Annotated in this window: 19 protein-coding genes; 3 read left to right on the forward strand and 16 right to left on the reverse strand. The window is 56.8% G+C overall.

Annotated features, from left to right (window positions below; translation table 11 throughout):
* Positions 1-81 precede the first annotated feature (81 nt).
* From ACZ432_RS00315 to ACZ432_RS00350, 8 genes are all read right to left on the reverse strand, one after another.
* A complete protein-coding gene (locus ACZ432_RS00315; protein WP_426963387.1) occupies positions 82-834 on the reverse strand; it encodes an ABC transporter permease in 753 nt (250 codons plus the stop codon).
* On the reverse strand, positions 831-1433 hold the full coding sequence (locus ACZ432_RS00320; RefSeq protein WP_004594611.1) for an ABC transporter permease: 603 nt from the start codon (positions 1431-1433) through the stop codon (positions 831-833). Before ACZ432_RS00320 ends, ACZ432_RS00315 begins: the two co-directional genes overlap by 4 nt.
* A gap of 127 nt (positions 1434-1560) precedes the next feature.
* Positions 1561-2184: an ABC transporter ATP-binding protein gene (locus tag ACZ432_RS00325; RefSeq protein WP_004594610.1), complete on the reverse strand. Its 624-nt coding sequence runs from the start codon at positions 2182-2184 to the stop codon at positions 1561-1563.
* Positions 2185-2400: 216 nt separating this feature from the next.
* On the reverse strand, positions 2401-3003 hold the full coding sequence (locus tag ACZ432_RS00330; RefSeq protein WP_004594609.1) for an AsnC family transcriptional regulator: 603 nt from the start codon (positions 3001-3003) through the stop codon (positions 2401-2403).
* A gap of 59 nt (positions 3004-3062) precedes the next feature.
* Positions 3063-3203, reverse strand: coding sequence for a YHS domain-containing protein (locus ACZ432_RS00335; protein WP_011222411.1), 141 nt, complete (start codon positions 3201-3203; stop codon positions 3063-3065).
* A gap of 349 nt (positions 3204-3552) precedes the next feature.
* The gene (locus ACZ432_RS00340) at positions 3553-4434 is read right to left on the reverse strand and encodes a class I SAM-dependent methyltransferase (RefSeq protein ID WP_004594607.1); all 882 of its coding nucleotides are present in this window, start codon (positions 4432-4434) and stop codon (positions 3553-3555) included.
* 7 nt (positions 4435-4441) lie between these two features.
* The gene (locus ACZ432_RS00345; RefSeq protein WP_004594606.1) at positions 4442-4813 is read right to left on the reverse strand and encodes a hypothetical protein; all 372 of its coding nucleotides are present in this window, start codon (positions 4811-4813) and stop codon (positions 4442-4444) included.
* A 52-nt stretch (positions 4814-4865) separates the two neighbouring features.
* The gene (locus tag ACZ432_RS00350) at positions 4866-5360 is read right to left on the reverse strand and encodes a DUF411 domain-containing protein (protein WP_004594605.1); all 495 of its coding nucleotides are present in this window, start codon (positions 5358-5360) and stop codon (positions 4866-4868) included.
* A 456-nt stretch (positions 5361-5816) separates the two neighbouring features.
* Here ACZ432_RS00350 and ACZ432_RS00355 point away from each other — a divergent pair, with 456 nt between their 5' ends.
* Positions 5817-6815, forward strand: coding sequence for a universal stress protein (locus ACZ432_RS00355; RefSeq protein WP_011222412.1), 999 nt, complete (start codon positions 5817-5819; stop codon positions 6813-6815).
* Between the two features lie 264 nt (positions 6816-7079).
* Here ACZ432_RS00355 and ACZ432_RS00360 read toward each other — a convergent pair whose 3' ends face one another.
* The 7 genes from ACZ432_RS00360 to ACZ432_RS00390 form a co-directional block, all read right to left on the reverse strand.
* Positions 7080-7367 carry a hypothetical protein gene (locus ACZ432_RS00360; protein WP_004594603.1) on the reverse strand — a complete coding sequence of 96 codons (288 nt, stop codon included), beginning with the start codon at positions 7365-7367 and terminating at the stop codon, positions 7080-7082.
* A 6-nt stretch (positions 7368-7373) separates the two neighbouring features.
* Positions 7374-7919 (reverse strand): DoxX family protein, encoded by a 546-nt coding sequence (locus ACZ432_RS00365; protein WP_229772977.1) that lies wholly within the window; start codon positions 7917-7919, stop codon positions 7374-7376.
* 307 nt (positions 7920-8226) lie between these two features.
* The gene (locus ACZ432_RS00370) at positions 8227-9402 is read right to left on the reverse strand and encodes an NAD(P)/FAD-dependent oxidoreductase (protein WP_011222414.1); all 1176 of its coding nucleotides are present in this window, start codon (positions 9400-9402) and stop codon (positions 8227-8229) included.
* 28 nt (positions 9403-9430) lie between these two features.
* Positions 9431-10432: a DUF63 family protein gene (locus ACZ432_RS00375; protein WP_004594600.1), complete on the reverse strand. Its 1002-nt coding sequence runs from the start codon at positions 10430-10432 to the stop codon at positions 9431-9433.
* Positions 10429-10653: a DUF7123 family protein gene (locus ACZ432_RS00380; RefSeq protein WP_004594599.1), complete on the reverse strand. Its 225-nt coding sequence runs from the start codon at positions 10651-10653 to the stop codon at positions 10429-10431. Before ACZ432_RS00380 ends, ACZ432_RS00375 begins: the two co-directional genes overlap by 4 nt.
* A gap of 17 nt (positions 10654-10670) precedes the next feature.
* Positions 10671-13277 (reverse strand): heavy metal translocating P-type ATPase, encoded by a 2607-nt coding sequence (locus tag ACZ432_RS00385; RefSeq protein ID WP_004594598.1) that lies wholly within the window; start codon positions 13275-13277, stop codon positions 10671-10673.
* A 94-nt stretch (positions 13278-13371) separates the two neighbouring features.
* A complete protein-coding gene (locus tag ACZ432_RS00390) occupies positions 13372-13962 on the reverse strand; it encodes an AsnC family transcriptional regulator (RefSeq protein WP_049938493.1) in 591 nt (196 codons plus the stop codon).
* Positions 13963-14096: 134 nt separating this feature from the next.
* On the opposite strand from ACZ432_RS00390, the gene ACZ432_RS00395 reads away from it, so the two are divergent.
* The gene (locus ACZ432_RS00395) at positions 14097-14294 is read left to right on the forward strand and encodes a heavy-metal-associated domain-containing protein (RefSeq protein ID WP_049938510.1); all 198 of its coding nucleotides are present in this window, start codon (positions 14097-14099) and stop codon (positions 14292-14294) included.
* A 71-nt stretch (positions 14295-14365) separates the two neighbouring features.
* Positions 14366-17149: an aconitate hydratase AcnA gene (gene acnA, locus ACZ432_RS00400; protein ID WP_011222418.1), complete on the forward strand. Its 2784-nt coding sequence runs from the start codon at positions 14366-14368 to the stop codon at positions 17147-17149.
* Positions 17150-17160: 11 nt separating this feature from the next.
* Here the strand turns inward: acnA and ACZ432_RS00405 are convergent, their stop codons facing one another.
* Positions 17161-17559 carry an SHOCT domain-containing protein gene (locus ACZ432_RS00405; protein ID WP_103992911.1) on the reverse strand — a complete coding sequence of 133 codons (399 nt, stop codon included), beginning with the start codon at positions 17557-17559 and terminating at the stop codon, positions 17161-17163.
* Positions 17560-17580 lie beyond the last annotated feature (21 nt).

Here is a 17580-nt window from a genome sequence, read left to right on the forward strand (position 1 = left end):
CCAATTGAGCGAAGCTGGATATAGTGCTGTTTGGGTCTTCTCCCCTACAGTTACCGGAGTAAGTAGTCTACTGGCCTGATCTTACTTCTCCTGTGTAATTCGGTAGTAGACGCCGATTGTGAGGACAGCTACGAGGAGGAGGTATCCAGTAGCCCACACCAATGAGAGAGTCGTATCTACGTCCGTTGTGAGTCCGGTATCGACCATCACACGGACGGGCCAATAGCCGGGGAGTAGTTTCATCCACCATTCGGGCTCGGACTGGATGAACAGCGGATCCTGGAAGAGTCCGATATCGAGCATCGGGAGAATCAGCATTAGCCACATCCCGGCTAGGCGGTCGAAAACGGCCCCGACGAGCATCCCGATGAGACCATACGTGACCGAGACGACGAGCATCGCTGCGACGAACCACCAGAGATGCTCAGGCTGGAAATCGACGAGCATCACGCCGACTGAGACGCCGGTAACGATGAGAGTGATTGCTGCGAGGACCCCAAACCGGGCAGTGATTACCTGTCGTGCACGATAGCCGGCGACTGCCAGACGACCGTCTGTGTCTTTGGCTTCTCGCATCAGGAACAACCCGGCGAGTCCCGCGATGAGGGCGCTCGTAATCGGCGTCATAATCACGCCGTGGACCTCAGGCATCCCTCGCATGACCGTCACCGTCTCACCGTCGACGAGCGTCCGAACCGGCATCTCGACGTCCTGGGTGACTGCGAACGCCAACGTGATGAACGAGACCGGTAGGACGACCAGTAGAGCGACGAGGACGTAGTTTCGCGCCTGTTCTTTGATGCCGATTGTGGACGCCGTTGTCGTACGACTCATGCGGACCACCCACCACTGGTGCGCATCGTCACTCCGAACACTGCGGTGACGAGTACAAGCAGGACTAGCAGGTATCCGGCGACGAAGCCGAGATCACCCGTCGTATATGTGCCTTGGAACATCGCCTCCTGAAGGAGTTCCTTTGGATGATAGAGCGGGAAGTATTCCACGAACTCGGGAACGTCGGCGGCCAGCGGACTGTCGCCACTGAGGAACGCATCCATCATTGCAAGGAACACCACGACGAGCGAGCCTTCGAACAGTCGTGGAAGGAGCGCCCCGACGAGTGCGCCAAGAAACGCATAGACGAGGCCGGCAAGTACGAGGAATACGAACGTCAGGACAGGGGCTCCCGGTGAAATCGTCAGCCAGAGAACGCCGTAGTTTACGGCAGCCACGACAACGGTCACTCCTCCGAGCGCCGCTAATCGAGTCGCAAGCAGTGTTCGGGGTGGATAGCCTGTCTGAACGAGTCGCCGATCGGCTGCACGCGCACTAATCATCTGCGCGAGTCCCATCAGGCCGGCAATGATGGCGACCCCGAATATCGCTCCGAGAAGGCGACCTAGCTCGATCGGAATCGCCTCGACCGTCGGCATACTTGGTAACCCAGCCATTGCTTGTCCCCAGCCTTCGATAACGACAATCGGAAGGAGAAGTGCTAGGACAACATTCAGGGGGGTTCTGAGGAAGGTGGAGACGTTCGCCCGAATCCCCGTCCAAACCCTATTCATCGGTCTCTTCCCCCCGTTCACTGGCCGTTGCATCAGTCTCGCCTTCCTGGTCAGTCACGTCGTAGACCTGTCCGTCACGAACCTCATAGATGCGGTCGAGACGACTTTGCTCTTCGATCAGGTGTGAAATCATCGTGACAGCTGTTCCGTCGGCAGCGAGTTCCTCGGCGAGATCCCAGAACGTGAGATACGTTTCCCAGTCGAATCCAGTGTAGGGCTCGTCCAGCATGAGGACGTCCGGATCGTGCATCAGGGCGATACTGAGATTGATTTTCTGCCGGTTTCCACCACTGAGTTGGTCGATTCGGTAGTCAAGGTACTGCTCGAAATCGAGTTTCGACGCCAAGCGGTGTTTGGCCTCGTCGATTTCTTCGGCGGTCATTCCGTATCCGGAACCGAACAGTCGGAACGTCTCTCCGACCGTCAAGCGGTCGTAAAGCAGTGGTTCCTGTGGACACCAGCCAACGGTTCCCGTCCGTTCGACTGTTCCGGAATCCTGTTCGAGGACACCGACGAGGATGTTCATGAGCGTGGATTTGCCCGACCCGTTCGCGCCGACGATCCCGACGATTTCCCCCGTCCGAATTTCGAGATCGGCATCGGTGAGGACGGTCACTGACCGCGTAAATGGAAAACTCGATCCGTACGTTTTTTCAATCTCATTAGCACGGACGAGTACCTTGTTGCTTGTAGCTTCTCCTTTGGTGGTTGTGGACGCTTCCATAGGTGTATACACACGCTTCTAATTCACTGCGATTACTGTTTCAAATCAAAACTATTTGCAGCAAACTCGTAAGCAATCAGGAATTGAGTATACAGCTAATGCTAGACTCTAAGCATCAGATTTCTCTTGACTTTCTGTATACTGTTCCCTATACGTTGTTTCACAGTTCTCACTGCAAAACTGCTGGAGTGAACCACCGACACGGGTGGCTAGTCCGTCTTCACCGACAGTAGTTCCGCAATTTGCACATTTGAGTGCGGATTCAGTCCCCTCGGCATACGCTGATTGAGCAGCGTTCGACAGCAGTTGTACGTCGTATCGCCGCACGTCAGTCAGTGGTAGATATTGCTGCGCCCAGTTTCCGACTGTATTCCGCGGCGGCGTCGCAACAGCTACGATTTCGCCCTCCGCAGTTGTGAATACGTGTTCTACGGCTGGGGTCTCGAGGATCGATTCTCGAAGAGAATCCGTCTTTCCGAGCTCAGGCTGGAGGCGTACCATGACGTGTATCCGGTTTTCGTACTGTGTGAGGTCGAGATCAACGGTGAATCGACGAATGACATCTTCTTGCTCCAACTGACGGACGCGTGCTGAAACGGACGGGGGTGAAAGATTTACAGCCTCAGCAATAGTGCTGTAGGGTCGTCTCGCGTTCTCCGCTAAAAGACGGAGGATTTCGCGATCCGTGTCGTCAAGTTCTGGTTGGGTCATCGAAAGGCGGAATGGGGGTGGGTGTGGGGGAGCTACGACGCAGGTGTGGGGTGTGACGGTTAGACGTACTCCTCCGGTGTCGAGGTGAACGTCTCCTTGCAGCCCTCGGCACAGAAGTAGTACGTCTGACCGTCGTACTCAGCTGTGGCCGCCGGATCACTTTCATCGACGTCCATTCCACAGACTGGATCAGTTGCCATTCGGTTTCACCCCACATCAATGGTACGAGGGCCTGAATCAAGCAATTTGTTCTTAGCAATCCAAAGTCGGGATACATAGCGATTTGAGCCGTGCTGCACGGTTTGGCTTTTCTGACTCCACAATCAACGGTTAGTACCTCACAATCCCGAACTATCGTTCGAGTATACCAACGGATTCCTATCTGTGTCCTATATAAATACTGGAGTCTGAACCAATTCTAAACCTATGGGTCACGATCCACCACACGACAATCACGAGCAGTGAAGACCCCACAGGTCCATCCAAATTCGTGGATGCTCAAGCGTCGACGTGACGATCCGATTCTTTCTTGCGCCGTGCAAGTAGCAGTCAAGTAGTCTCTAGTTCCGCAACGAAGATAACGTGTCGCAGGAACGGCAGCGCGTGGTGAGCCTTCCGTACCTGCTCAGTAATCGCTGGGGGATCGAGATCATACGCTCCTAACAGTCGTTCAATGAGAGCCCGGAGCGGGCTCGTGAGTAGCTGGAGGTACAGCGTCGTCCACTTTCGGAAGCGTCCGACGCTGTGTTTCGTGATATCTTCGACCGCTTTGAGCTCAAAGCTCGTCTCGTCGAGAGCAGCTTTGTATCCTTCAACAGTACCCAAGGACGGCATATCCCACGCATCCGCAAATGAATCGACCAATCTCCGTTCCGTTTCAGTCACGTCTGACTGCATCACGAGATCGGAGACTACGAGAACCCCCTCGGGTTCGAGGGTATCTGCGACTGTAGCGAAAACGCGATTCCGCTCGGGGAGGTATACGAGTGCGTCGATGGCTGTACACGCGGTAAACGAGTCCCTGGTAAACGGGAGTTGTGTCGCGTCACCGATGATGAACTCGGAATCGAGGTGCTTACCCCGTGCGTTCTCGGTTGCCATCTGGATGTTGTACGGAACGAGGTCGACACCAGTGACGTTGAAGCCGAACTGATAGGCGAGGTGGAGGGCTGGACCCCCCCGACCGCAGCCGACATCGAGGAGGCGCACTCCGTCGGTTGTGGGTAGATGCGACGCGACCCTTGAGCCGACTTCCGTGACGAGGCGACGTTGACTCGAACCGGCTATATGTGGCTGGTACCACTCCGAGTAGCCGAGATTGAGGAACTCGTCAGTATCGAACAGGAGGTCGAACGCCCGCCAGATATCGGCTCGCTCGCCGCGGTAAGAAAACTGGTCGGTGATTCGGTGGCGGAGAGTACTCTGATCCATCGGCCACCTACTCGAGTTCGGAAACCTCCGAATAGCAGTACTCGGATTCGTCGCAGTACGCGAGGTCGGCACACCCGCGAGGACGCTGGTAGTCGATTCCCTTGTGCCGTCGGAGATACGTCACGTATCCGTCGTCGACGCGGTCCAGGATGTCGTGACAGATCCACTTCTCCCTAACCCACGTAGTGCCCAGATTTCGGTACGGACACAGGAAGATCGTCCGTTCGACCGAATCAACCTGTGGCGTCTCGACGATCCGGACACCGACAAGGCGATAGGCGATGCGAAGACGGGTAACGACCGATTCTGGCGTATTCGCGCCGAGGAAAAGGACGTATGCAAGCACGTATCCGAGATCGTGGAGGAGTCGTCGAATCATTGTTTAGGGTGTCGACTGCCGTCCCAAAGTATCTTGACCAGGTGTTTTCTGTTCAGATTTCGGTGTACACGTCACCTGTCTTTCCGCCGCCGAGTTTGTAGACGGTGAATGTGTCGGACTTCGTCCCGCCCATCCCCGGCGATCCAGCCGGCATCCCGGGCAACGCGATGCCGTCAATCGCCGGCTCTTCCTCGAGCATCGTCGCGATAACCTCGGCAGGAACATGTCCTTCGACGACGTACTCGTCGAGGACGAGTGTGTGACAGCTCTGTAGATCCGATGGAATACCGTGTTGGCGCTTGAGATCCGTCACGTCCTCGGTTTCGGTTTCCCCGAGCGTCGTGTCGAGCTGTTCCCGCAGGTACGACGCATATTTTCCACAACAGCTACAGCCTGGTGAACTGTATTGTTGGGCGTTCGTCACCGCTAGCGTTCCCTCGATATCCCACTCATCCCCACTCGATGACCCCAAACAACCGGCGGTTCCGAGTGCGACTGTCGTCGCACCGACCCGTAGTAGTTCGCGACGAGTTACGGCCCGTTCCATATGCTCGTCACTTGGCTCGGAAGTATTCAATTGTACGTCGACCTTTCCTGTGTATTGAGAACGGATTCAAGCACGACGGGGAAGGTGACTTTCAGTTCTGAGGAGGAAACCCCAAAGGTCAGAGTCCCGTATTCGTCTCTATGTGGCGACCCTCATCGGTCGAGGGTGCTGCCGTGACGGTTTTCCGTCAACGAGCATATCGGCCTTAAATTGCGCCCAACATGACCCAGAGCATGACTCGTCGCACCGACTCCGACACTTCACTCCTCGAAACTGTGGGAAATACGCTCTCGTCGAACTGATGCGACTCCAAACGACGTCTCCACTCTTTTCGAAATAGACGTGCTATAGCGAGTTACTTGCGATAAAAGCCTCAAGTCACCACCCCAGAGACTGTTCTCCCGGTTTCGATTCTTAACAGAAAGCACGGTAAATCGTCGTTACGTATAGATATGTATGAACTCCCCCAGCCATCTAGAAGTTCGAGAAGGTGCGGACATCAACCTGTACAACCAGATCCTCATTCCACTCTACGGAGCTGATATAAGGGACTCAGTGGTCCAATATGGCCTATCACTTGCAGAAACGTATGATGCGGCTCTCCACGTGTTATATATTCAAGATGAGGAACGCACGGAGGTGGAATCCGATCAAGTCACTAAACAAGAGGAATGGGACGCAGCAGCGGTAATTGAACCCGTGGTGGATCAGGCCCACTCGCTCGGACTCAATGTGATACCAGCAGTGGATAGTGGGCACTCTCCAGGTGTTATTCGGGAATACGCTGAGGAGAATGATATCGATTTGCTTGTCCACCAGAAACCTACACAGACTAGATTAGCACGAATTCTCCGGAGAGACGTCTCCAGCCACATCATTCAAAATATCTCTCTTCCTGTCTTGACGATACCTGATATGGATCCCTCTGATCCGGTAGGAGAGTTATCTACTAGTCAGTTCACAGATATTCTCGTGCCTACGGATGGATACGACGAGGCATCTGTGGCCTTCAAACATGGGCTACAAATTGCTAAACGGTATGATGCAACCCTACATGGACTTTTTATCATTTCCGAACAGTCCTATTCGAGTCGGCCTGGATTCACGTGGGAAGAGGTCACTGACTCTTGGGAACAGCGGGGAACTCGGCTCTTGGAGGACATTACGGAGAAGGCAGCGACCTTGGACGTTCCTGTCCGAACTACGTTGAGATTTGGTCAACCTCAGCAGGAGATTCTCAAATACACTGAGGTGACTGACATCGACCTTGTTACAATGGGGACACGAGGATTGACTGGCATTCGTCGGCTATTACAGGGAAGCGTCGCAGCTCAAGTGATCGAGGAAGCAGATTACCCCGTTCTAACGATTAACCGAAGGACAGCTGAATTGAAAAAACACCCGTACACCTTTCTTCGAAAGACAAACCAGAATCGGAAGTCAAGGCTATATTGAAATATTATTTGTAATATACTAATTTCAGTCTTAAATTCGGAAATTCTAATTGCGTATTAATCCCCGTTTCTTCTACCAAACCAAAGAGTGTTAAGTTCGTTCTGCTGAATAAAGCGCGCGTACTGACCAGAAGGAAAACCAAGAAACGACAGGGCTACTCCTAAAAATCGTGTTTGTCTTCACGTTTAGGTGCATCAGATGGACGTTAGTGCGAGCAACGCGAAAAGTTAACTGGCAAATGGCTCCACGGACTGAGTTGTTGAACTAGTCGTCCATGCCGGATGGGGTTTGGCCCGTAGTCGATCCCGACGGTGCCGACCCTGCGGCAAACTTGTAAACGGCGACGAGTCCCCAAATCACCAAGCCGAGCAGGATGATGCCCGCCCTAATGTCGATGGGGACCACTGCAGCGTGTTCGATTGCTCCCTCGCTATCGACTGGGTGCCCGGCTCCCAGTAGCATGTCGAGCAGGCCGATCACGACGACGCCCAAGACAACCAGGCCACCGCCGACGTACATGGCGATTTGGTCTGCCGTTGATAAGTCACTCATTGGTAGTCACCCGAGGAGTTTCCGTAATCGCGTGTTCTCGAACAGTTCCATCTCACGCAGGCGGTTATCGACTGCCAGGACGCCGCCCGCTCCAAGTGCCACAATGGTTCCGAAGACCATGATCCCAAGGAGTTCACCCGTGACCATACCGTTGGCCCAGCCGCCACCGTAGCCGTTGATGAAGTAGAAGAACAGCATCATGAAGGCACCAAAGAAGGCGGCGGTCCTCGTGAGGACACCGAGTATCAGCCCGAGACCGATGGCGGTTTGCCCAAGCGGTACCGCCACGTTGACGAACGCCAACAGGATGCCGTCGCTGAACGGCGTGACGAAGGGGGCGAGAATCGTGCCCTGAGCGGCTCCGCCGACGAACCAGCTGGCGTCGAAGGGCCACGCCCAGATTTTGTCAAGGCCAGCGTGGAGCATCCACCACCCGGCGGTCAGCCGGAGCAGCAGGATCCAATACGACAACCAGGCTCCCGAGACCGAGAACGACGTCTCGGTTCCGAGAAAATTCGTACGGATGGATTGAGTTGACATGGCATACTTCACCTCACGGCTGATTTTGTCAGATGTAGTAAAAAAGATTGATGGTGTTCGTGATTTCTAAGAGTCGGGGCTCATTTCAGGAACGCGGATATCCGAGGTGAGTTGGATGATTCTCAAGAAGGAATTCGGTCACCCTCTACGGACTGATTGTGTGCTGGGGCGTGTAAGCGGGAACACTGATGAAGCCGAGCCCACCGAATTCTGGATCTCGGAAAATTCGCTTGAGGGACTCCATTTGCTGATTTAATCCTCTGTACTTACCGATCCTCCCAGTAGCTAACAGATTCTGAGAATTTAACTCGAGCGGATGTCAATTAATCAACTCCCATTGGTTAGTCATTCCTCCATAGACACGGTTTAAAACTCGTCGTCTCGAGAAAATACGGGCAAACAAAACAGGGTGGCGGAGGAGACGCAGTAGAACTGTACTCGGAGACCGGTCAACGTCTTCAATATCGATCCCGGCAGCGGCACGAATTGCTGCTCCCAGAACCTTGGGATTACGAGTTTCAAGAAAGTATCTCACAACTGTGGCGAAAATGTACTCCGTTTTCATCCTCTGATATAAACTGTCAGGAAAATTGTGTAATTGGCCGCTGTTAGCCAACTCTGCGGCCAAGAATCCCGATTCAACGGCCTGTGAAATTCCTTTTCCAGTGAGTCGGTTTGCGATCCCCGCAGCATCACCAACCCGTACGACGGAATGCTCCGGTAGATAGGTTCTGTCGGGATCGAGACTGGGTCCCTCGGGAATGATTGCGACGTTCGTCCGTTCCTGCGACGGGACTGGCCACCCATTCCGCTTACAGGCTTCCCTCAATGCCTTCATATAATCACTAGGCCGGTCACTGACCGTCCAGCCGATACCAACGTTGGCTCGTTGCGATGTCTTCGGGAATGCCCACGAGTACCCTGTATAGTTCTCCAGAATTATCCGGCTGTTCGGGTACAACTCGGTGAAGTCCCCTTCGACATCACTGTTAAGCGCTACCATATATCCTGAATACTCGTTGGTTGTTCCGAGCGCTTTACTAGAGAGTGATGGCTGACCGGTTGCATCAACGACGAGATCATACTCATCGGTGAACTCGTGGAAATCTGTCCGTGTGATAGACTGGTTTTCGTGGATGTCAACACCCTTCTCTGAGAGTTGTTCTGCCCAGGACTGCTCAACGACATTTCGGTCCGTTATATATGTATCCGCAGCAGGAAAGGTGCCGGCTCCAGTGCGGTGGCGATCGGCGTCGATTCCGTCATACACCTCCACTTCCATCGCTGGCAGCGGATTGAGAAAGCCGTTCTCTACAGTCGGCTCGAGTGGGATCTTCGATACCGCTGTCATCGCTTCTCCGCAATTAACGCGTTTGCTATCGTAGGACTGCCGCTCATATAGTTCGACGACGAATCCAGCGTCGTCGAATCCAGCAGCTGCTGCAAGCCCGGCCATCCCTCCACCTATTACCGCAATTTTGGACGTTCGTGTCATCGGTTTTTGCCAATCTTTGAGGCCATCGTTAAGCTCCCAACAGCATCCGAAGTGACCCACGAACGCCCATCGGGAGTCCGATCGCTCCGATGAAGAACGTCATAAGCCACCACCACGTGTGATTCATCTCCTCTTTCGCATCGGCGAGATACCACACGATGCCGACAGTCACGACGAGTTTCAGCACGAACGTCGATCCGGAGAATCCAGTCGCCTGGTACACGAGATTCGTCACGACCAGCTTTGGGGAGTAGCCGAGGAACGTCACACCGATGAGATTCTGCGCAGCGTCCCACAACTGGCCGAAAACGGCCAGCAGAATTAGCGGGTGTCGAAGGTGTGTGATATTGACGAAACTCGCGCCCCAGTAGTAGAGTGCGGTTACGCCGAGCGCTATCCCCGTCGTCGCGACAGGAACCCATAGGCGGAGTGGGGTCGATGTCGAGAGGCCGTGCCAAACAGCCCACCAGACGGCCCCGACAGCCCACACCGACCCGACGAGCCCGACTGTTAGCGGGATAGATCCGATATTTTGGTCACGCAAGAGTGCACCGACACCGAGCGCGAGGATGGTGACAGCGGTGACGACGATGTAAATCGATGGCGTGATGAACCACACCGCGTAGTCCCCGAGCAGCCCGAGATCCTCGAGGGCGCGCATCGCCCCACCTGCGATGATGATCGGAGCGAACCCGTAGGCCAGTCGTGCGTCGAACGTGACGTCGAGTTGGTCGAGATACGCACGTAGTCCGGGGAGGCTGTATACGACTGCCGCGAGGTAGATTACCGTGTTCACCGCGTTGTAGCCCTGGACAGCACGAACCCCCTCGTGCGTGACTGGCTGACCGGCCGCATCGGCGACGACTGGTCCCCAGAGATACTGCCAGATGAACCGGTCGTAGACCAACGTCGGAAACACGAGGATGCCCCCACCGAGGAGGACGAGCGGGGCCAGCAGGTACAGCGCCCACCACTCGCGTGAGCCGGTCTCCGGAAGGACAGTCTCGACGCGGCGGGTGACAGTACTCACGACCCGTTCACCTCCAATCGCCACGTCGTGCTTTTCGAGCGCCCCCACTGTTCGAGTGAAACGATTGTGAGTTCGTCCTGGAGCTGGCTGAGATACTGCGCGACTGCCTTGGGAGATCCGTCGAGGTCGCTGGCAATCTCGCGAGCCCGGAGGTATGTCGGTTCGCTACTGGCTGTCTCGACGAGGTACCTTCGAACCGTGTGCCGGGAAATATTCGACATTGATCTAGAGGTGACGGTTAGCGAAGAAATCCGAAGAGCTTGTAGTCGTGATCGGGGGTGTACCGCCGGAACAGGAGACTGTTCGTCAGCACCGACACCGACGAGAACGCCATTGCTGCTGCAGCGAGCACGGGCTGGAGGAGGCCGAGCGACGCTAACGGAATCATCGCCGTGTTGTAACCGAGCGCCCACACGAGGTTCTGTTTGATCTTCTGGAGTGTCGCGTCTGAGATTCGGATCGCCTTTACCACGTCGAGCGGGTCGTCTCGCATCAGCGTGACGTCTGCAGCTTCGATGGCGACGTCGGTGCCGGAGCCGATTGCTGTCCCGACGTGTGCGACCGCGAGTGCCGGAGCGTCGTTGACGCCGTCACCGACCATCATCGCCTGCCGGCCCTCGTCTTGAATACTGTCGACCGCGTTGGACTTGTCCTCAGGAAGGACTCCTGCGCGGACGTTCTTCGGGTCGATACCCACCTGTTTAGCGACCGCACGGGCAGTTCGCTCGTTGTCGCCCGTAATCATCATCACGTCAACTCCCCGCTCTTGGAGTGCTGTGACAGCCTGCTTGGAGCTTTCCTTCACTGTGTCGGCGTCGGCGACCACACCCACGAGCTCCCCCTCGTAGGCGACCAGCATCGCCGTCTTCCCCTCGTTCTCGAGGCGTTCCATCGTCTCCTCAGCGGGAGAGGGGTCGATCCCGTTGTCCCGCAGCAGCTTGCGGTTGCCGACCAGCACCTCGCTGTCACCAATGACTGCTTTGATCCCGTGGCCCGGAACGTTCTCGAAGTCGTCAGGCTCAGTCACGTCCAGGCCGCGTTCTTCGGCCCCTTCGACGATTGCACGGGCGAGCGGGTGTTCGCTGCCGCTTTCAGCTATCGCCGCCAGTCGAAGCACATCATCCTCTGAGAGGCGCTCACGGGTGCTGAGCTGTCCACCATCTGGGGTCGGCTCGCCACCGTCAGTCACCACATTTCCATCGCTATCAAAGACGACCACGTCGGTGAGTTCCATTTCACCCTCCGTGAGGGTGCCCGTCTTGTCGAAGACGACCGTGTCGACGTCTTTTGCGCGTTCGAGGATGTCACCGCCCTTGAACAGGACGCCGTTCTGGGCACCAATCGTCGTCCCGACCATCGTCGCTGCGGGCGTCGCCAGCCCCAGCGCACAGGGACAGGCGATGAGGATCGAGGACGCGAAGACAATTATCGCGAACTCGAAGACTGAAACGGTCCCACCGACCGGGGCCGGGCCGCCAGCAACCTGACCCCACAGCGGGAGCCAGTCGACGAAGCCAGCGAGAGCCTCGGGGAACAGGAACCAGACGACACCCCAGAGAAGGGCGTTCGCGATGACCGCAGGCACGAAGTACGCGGAGATGCGGTCGGCGAGATTCTGGATGTCGGGCTGGCGCGACTGGGCCTCCTTGACTGTCTGGACGATCTGTTGGAGGGCCGTGTCTTCTCCAACCTTCGTCGCCTCCACGACAAGGACGCCGTTCTCGTTAATCGTCGAGCCGACGACCTCATCGCCCTCCTCTTTCTCGACAGGCACAGATTCGCCAGTGACCATTGACTCGTCGACGGCAGACTGACCGTCGACAACGACACCGTCTGTGGGAATCTTCTCACCTGGACGAATTTTCATCCGGTCACCAGTTGTGACCTCTTCGAGTGGAACTTCTTCTTCACTGCCGTCCTCGCGGACAATGGTCGCCGTTTCGGCTTCCATTTCGAGGAGCTTTCGGAGGGCCTCACCCGCTTGGCCCTTCGACCGAGCTTCGAGATAGTTACCCAACGTGATGAACACGAGGATGAGGGCTGCCGTGTCGAAATAAAGTCCACCTGCAATGAGTTCAGCAAGGACTGCCACAGAGTATAGATAGGCCGTTGTTGAACCGATCGCAATCAGCACGTCCATATTGGCGCGGCCGTTCTTCACGATCGCCTTGTACGAGTTCTTATAGAACGGCCAGCCGAGGATCGCCTGTACCGGCGTGGCGAGGAGGAACTCAACCCAGCCAAGTTCCACACCGAAGACGGCTTCAGGGACGATCGCGCCACCGAGCAGATAATTGTCGATGAGGAAGAAGAGCAACGGTGCCGATAACACTGCCCCAAAGAGGGTCAACCTGAGTTGTTTCCGAGTTTCGGCTTGACGGGCGGCATCTCGTGCGTCCTGGCCCGACTCTTCGTCGGCACCATCTTCGCGGACGGGCGAGTAGCCAGCCTCCTCGATAGCATCGTACAGCGCACCAATAGATACTTCCGCAGGATTGTAGGTGACCTGTGCTTCGTCGGTTGCGTAATTGACCTCCGCATTAACGACGCCCGGAATATTTTCAAGAGCGGTTTGGTTGGTCTCGGCGCAGTTGGCACAGGTCATATCGGAGATGGCAATCGTTACCGTCTCAGAGACTGCGCCGTACCCGGCCTCGTCGATCGCGTCGTAGATTTCTTTGAGCGATACCTCTTCAGGGTCGTAGGTGACGGAACCCTCGTCGGTGGCGAAGTTCGCATCCGCCTCCGATACCCCGTCGAGCGATTCGAGAGTGTCCTGGATCGTCGCCGAACAGTTGGCGCAGGACATTCCCGTGATATCAAGATGGATTGTTTGGCTTGTCATGCTTGTTCTACTATACGGGGTCTAGGTTTAGGCGATTTACTGCTTCGAGAGGCGGGGTTTCGACTGCAGGAAAATTTGGATTCCAAAGACAGCGTTACGCTCCCTCTTCGAGTCGCTGATACCGATCGTCGAACCGTGTGAGACAGGACGGACAACAGAAGTGATAGATCTCTCCGTCGATTCTCGTCGTTTCACCTTGATTATCAACGGTATTGTTACATTCAGCACAGGTGAGTGCAAATTCGACGCCATCAACGGACGGCGTCCATTCAAGCTCGTCAATTAGTGTGACGGTGTAATCTGCTACATCGATCTCGTTAAAGAGTCCATCTACCCACTGACGTACGTTCTGGGCTTCAACACGGGCATAGAACCAAAGATCTCCTTCGGAGGTCGTGAAGACGTGTTCAACGCCATCTGACTCTCGAGCCCGCTCGCGGGCGGCCTCCAACGACGCTGAGCCGATTTCGGCCTGAATAAATACCGGTACACCAGCTCGGAGATGAGCCCGGTTGACGTCAATCGTGAAGTTGTTAATGATGCCAGCTTCCTGTAATCGCTTTACCCGGTCAGAAACGGCTGGCCCCGACAAGTCGACCTCCTCGCCAATATCGCTGAACGGGCGGCGGGCGTCATCAGCGAGTAACGAGAGGATTTCTAAGTCGGTTTCATCCAAATCGCGCATACGACCGCTTCGTCTCGCAGGATACATTATTGTTGCCCACAACACACCTTCGAAATCGGTGATCTAGGGCTGCGACAACATTGGATTCTAAGCAGAAAACCACATAGAATACTCGCCCCTATCTACGAATGGATATGACTCAGACAATCACCGTCGAAGGAATGACCTGTGAACATTGCGAGCAGACCGTCGAAGAGGCACTCGAAGAAGTTGAGGGGGTTACGTCCGCTACTGCGGATCGTGACTCAGAATCCGCGACGGTCGAGGGGTCCGCTGAACGGGATGAGCTTGTGACTGTGGTCGAAGACGCTGGATACGATGCCTCTGCGTAACAAATCCCGATTCTCGTCGAATCGGATTCGGAGAGGGATTGATACGACTGCCAATCCCAGGTGTAGATACTATGACTGATACACTTCCGTTCGATGCCGTCCGCGAGCTCGACGTCGACGGGACGACGTACAAGATGGCCGATCTTCGAGCACTCGAAGAGCAGGGGCTCTGTGACCTCGACACGCTCCCTGTGAGCATCCGTATTCTGCTTGAGTCGGTGCTCCGGAACGCCGACGGCGAAACTGTTACTGCAGCGGATGTCAAGAATGCTGCTGGCTGGAAGCCAGACGTACCGGACGCAGAGGTTCCGTTCTCTCCATCACGAGTCGTCCTGCAAGATCTCACCGGTGTACCCGCAGTCGTCGACCTGGCGGCCCTTCGATCCGAGGTCGACCGCAAAGACCGAGATCCCACCCTGGTCGAACCGGAGATTCCTATTGATCTCGTGATCGACCACAGCGTCCAGGTCGACTACTTCGACTCCGAGGACGCCTACGAGAAGAACGTCGAACTGGAGTACGAGCGAAACGCCGAACGGTATCGCGCGATCAAGTGGGCGCAGAACGCCTTCGAGAACTTCAACGTCGTCCCGCCGGGGACCGGTATCGTCCACCAGGTGAATCTCGAACATCTGGGTCGGGTCGTCCACGCCCGCGAGCAAGACGGCGAGAACTGGCTCCTGCCGGACACGCTCGTCGGCACGGACAGCCACACCCCGATGATCGGTGGCATCGGTGTGGTCGGTTGGGGCGTCGGCGGCATCGAAGCGGAAGCGGCGATGCTCGGTCAACCGGTCACGATGAAACTCCCCGAGGTCGTCGGCGTCCGTCTCGAAGGCGAATTACCCGAGGGCGCGACGGCTACGGATCTCGTGCTCCACATCACCGAACGACTCCGCGAGGTCGGCGTCGTCGACCGGTTCGTGGAGTTCTTCGGTCCCGGTGTGGAGAATCTCACAGTCCCCGACCGGGCCACGATCGCCAATATGGCGCCCGAACAGGGCTCGACGATCAGTATGTTCCCGGTCGACGAGCAGACGCTCGAGTATCTCGAACTCACCGGGCGTGATCCCGACCACGTCGACCTCGTTCGCGAGTACCTCGAAGCCCAAGGGCTGTTCGGGGAACAGGAACCAGAATATACTGAGGTCGTCGAGTTCGACCTCTCGACAGTCGAACCGAGTCTGGCCGGACACAAGCGGCCACAGGACCGGATTCCGATGGGGGACGTGAAACAGAGCTTCCGGGGACTTCTCCACGGGGAGTTCGAGGACGACCTCGATGATGTCGACGAGGACGCCTTGCAGCGGTGGCTCGGTGAGGGTGGTGCAGCTGATGCGGAGACCGACGGTGGCGTTCAGGTCGAACCCGAATCGGAACTGCACCCGTTAACCAAACGTGTCGAGGTCGACCTCGACGGTGAGACGGTCGAAATCGGACACGGAGACGTCCTCGTCAGCGCCATCACGAGCTGTACGAACACGTCGAACCCGTCGGTGATGATCGCTGCTGGACTGCTCGCCCAGAACGCCGTCGAGAAAGGCCTAGACGTCCCGCCGTACGTCAAGACGAGTCTCGCACCGGGTAGCCGTGTCGTCACGCAGTATCTCGAAGAATCGGGGCTGCTTCCGTATCTCGAAGAGCTCGGGTACGCCGTCGTCGGCTACGGCTGTACCACCTGTATCGGTAACGCTGGGCCGCTTCCCGATCCCATCGAGCAGGCAATCGACGACCACGACCTCTGGACGACGAGCGTTCTCTCCGGGAACCGGAACTTCGAGGCGCGTATCCACCCGAAGATCCGCGCGAACTACCTCGCGAGCCCGCCGCTCGTCGTCGCCTACGGGCTCGCAGGGCGGATGGACATCGATCTCGAACACGAGCCGCTGGGCACTGACGATGAGGGTAACCCAGTCTATCTGGCGGACATCTGGCCGGACGCAGCGGACGTGCAGGCCGCAATCCACGAGAACGTCTCTCCGGAGATGTTCGAGGAGAAGTACGCCTCCGTGTTCGAGGGCGATGAGCGATGGGCTGCTCTCGACGCGCCCACGGGTGACGTCTACGAGTGGGATGAGGACTCGACATACATCCGTGAACCGCCGTTCTTCAAGGACTTCCCGGTAGAGAAACCCGGCGTCGCCGATATCGAGGACGCACGCTGTCTACTGACGCTCGGCGATACCGTTACGACCGACCACATCAGTCCAGCCGGCCCGTTCGGTCCCGACCTCCCCGCAGGTCAGTGGCTGCTCGATCACGGTGTCGAGCCACACGAGTTCAACACCTACGGCGCACGTCGGGGCAATCACGAGGTGATGATGCGGGGGACGTTCGCCAACGTCCGAATCGAGAACGAGATGCTCGACGACGTCGAGGGTGGCTACACGATCCACCACCCGACCGACGAACAAACCACGGTGTTCGAAGCCAGTCGCCGCTATCGGGACGAGGGGATACCGCTCGTCGTGATGGCTGGCGAGGAGTTCGGAACTGGGTCTAGCCGGGACTGGGCGGCGAAAGGAACGGACCTGCTCGGTGTCCGCGCAACCATCGCCGAGAGTTACGAGCGCATCTACCGCGACAACCTCGTCGGCATGGGTGTGCTTCCCCTGCAGTTCGATGATGGCGACTCGTGGGAATCTCTCGGTCTGGATGGGTCGGAGGTCTTCACGATCCACGGCCTCGATGACGGGCTCGACGTGATGGACGAACTGACCGTTATCGCCGAGCGTGCGGACGGGTCGACTGTCGAGTTCCCGGTCACAGCACAGGTCGGCACGCCGGCCGCCGTAACCTATATCGAACACGGCGGAATCCTCCACTACGTCCTCAGACGCCTCCTCAGACAGTAACACCAACGCGGTCAGAAACGATCGTCGTCGGACACCAGGCGGGCGCGACGGCGATCAAACTCCTCGTCGTCGATTTCGCCACGAGCGTACCGTTCTTGGAGAACAGCGAGTGCGCTGTCATCAGTATGGCCGTCCGTAGGGGACCGCGTTGTCAGCCAGTAAACGGCGTAGACTGGGAGGGCGATCAGAAGTGCCATCCACAGGAGCCCGAACAGCATCATCCCCCAGCCCCAGCTACCCCATCCGGCCATGTGGCCGTCGTTCCACATCCCGTCGTGCCACCCCCACATCATTGCATCTGGGACAGTCGCGTGTGTTAGCGCCATTCCGGCGACGACGGCCAGAGCCAGCGCTCCGACGACGATGAGTCCCAGAGAACGAATCCCGCGTGCTTGAATTGGATTTTGCATTGTTGTACTCCCAAAGGTCTC

This window comes from Haloparvum alkalitolerans, assembly GCF_055381565.1.

What these genes read in the sequence shown, in the direction of transcription:
- ACZ432_RS00355 (WP_011222412.1), top strand. Translation starts at nt 5,817, where the DNA reads ATGAACTCCCCCAGCCATCTAGAAGTTCGAGAAGGTGCGGACATCAAC.
- ACZ432_RS00370 (WP_011222414.1), bottom strand. Translation starts at nt 9,402, where the DNA reads ATGACACGAACGTCCAAAATTGCGGTAATAGGTGGAGGGATGGCCGGG.
- ACZ432_RS00320 (WP_004594611.1), bottom strand. Translation starts at nt 1,433, where the DNA reads ATGCCGACGGTCGAGGCGATTCCGATCGAGCTAGGTCGCCTTCTCGGA.
- ACZ432_RS00385 (WP_004594598.1), bottom strand. Translation starts at nt 13,277, where the DNA reads ATGACAAGCCAAACAATCCATCTTGATATCACGGGAATGTCCTGCGCC.
- ACZ432_RS00350 (WP_004594605.1), bottom strand. Translation starts at nt 5,360, where the DNA reads ATGGAACGGGCCGTAACTCGTCGCGAACTACTACGGGTCGGTGCGACG.
- ACZ432_RS00405 (WP_103992911.1), bottom strand. Translation starts at nt 17,559, where the DNA reads ATGCAAAATCCAATTCAAGCACGCGGGATTCGTTCTCTGGGACTCATC.
- ACZ432_RS00360 (WP_004594603.1), bottom strand. Translation starts at nt 7,367, where the DNA reads ATGAGTGACTTATCAACGGCAGACCAAATCGCCATGTACGTCGGCGGT.
- ACZ432_RS00345 (WP_004594606.1), bottom strand. Translation starts at nt 4,813, where the DNA reads ATGATTCGACGACTCCTCCACGATCTCGGATACGTGCTTGCATACGTC.
- acnA (WP_011222418.1), top strand. Translation starts at nt 14,366, where the DNA reads ATGACTGATACACTTCCGTTCGATGCCGTCCGCGAGCTCGACGTCGAC.
- ACZ432_RS00315 (WP_426963387.1), bottom strand. Translation starts at nt 834, where the DNA reads ATGAGTCGTACGACAACGGCGTCCACAATCGGCATCAAAGAACAGGCG.
- ACZ432_RS00340 (WP_004594607.1), bottom strand. Translation starts at nt 4,434, where the DNA reads ATGGATCAGAGTACTCTCCGCCACCGAATCACCGACCAGTTTTCTTAC.
- ACZ432_RS00330 (WP_004594609.1), bottom strand. Translation starts at nt 3,003, where the DNA reads ATGACCCAACCAGAACTTGACGACACGGATCGCGAAATCCTCCGTCTT.
- ACZ432_RS00380 (WP_004594599.1), bottom strand. Translation starts at nt 10,653, where the DNA reads ATGTCGAATATTTCCCGGCACACGGTTCGAAGGTACCTCGTCGAGACA.
- ACZ432_RS00395 (WP_049938510.1), top strand. Translation starts at nt 14,097, where the DNA reads ATGACTCAGACAATCACCGTCGAAGGAATGACCTGTGAACATTGCGAG.
- ACZ432_RS00335 (WP_011222411.1), bottom strand. Translation starts at nt 3,203, where the DNA reads ATGGCAACTGATCCAGTCTGTGGAATGGACGTCGATGAAAGTGATCCG.
- ACZ432_RS00390 (WP_049938493.1), bottom strand. Translation starts at nt 13,962, where the DNA reads ATGCGCGATTTGGATGAAACCGACTTAGAAATCCTCTCGTTACTCGCT.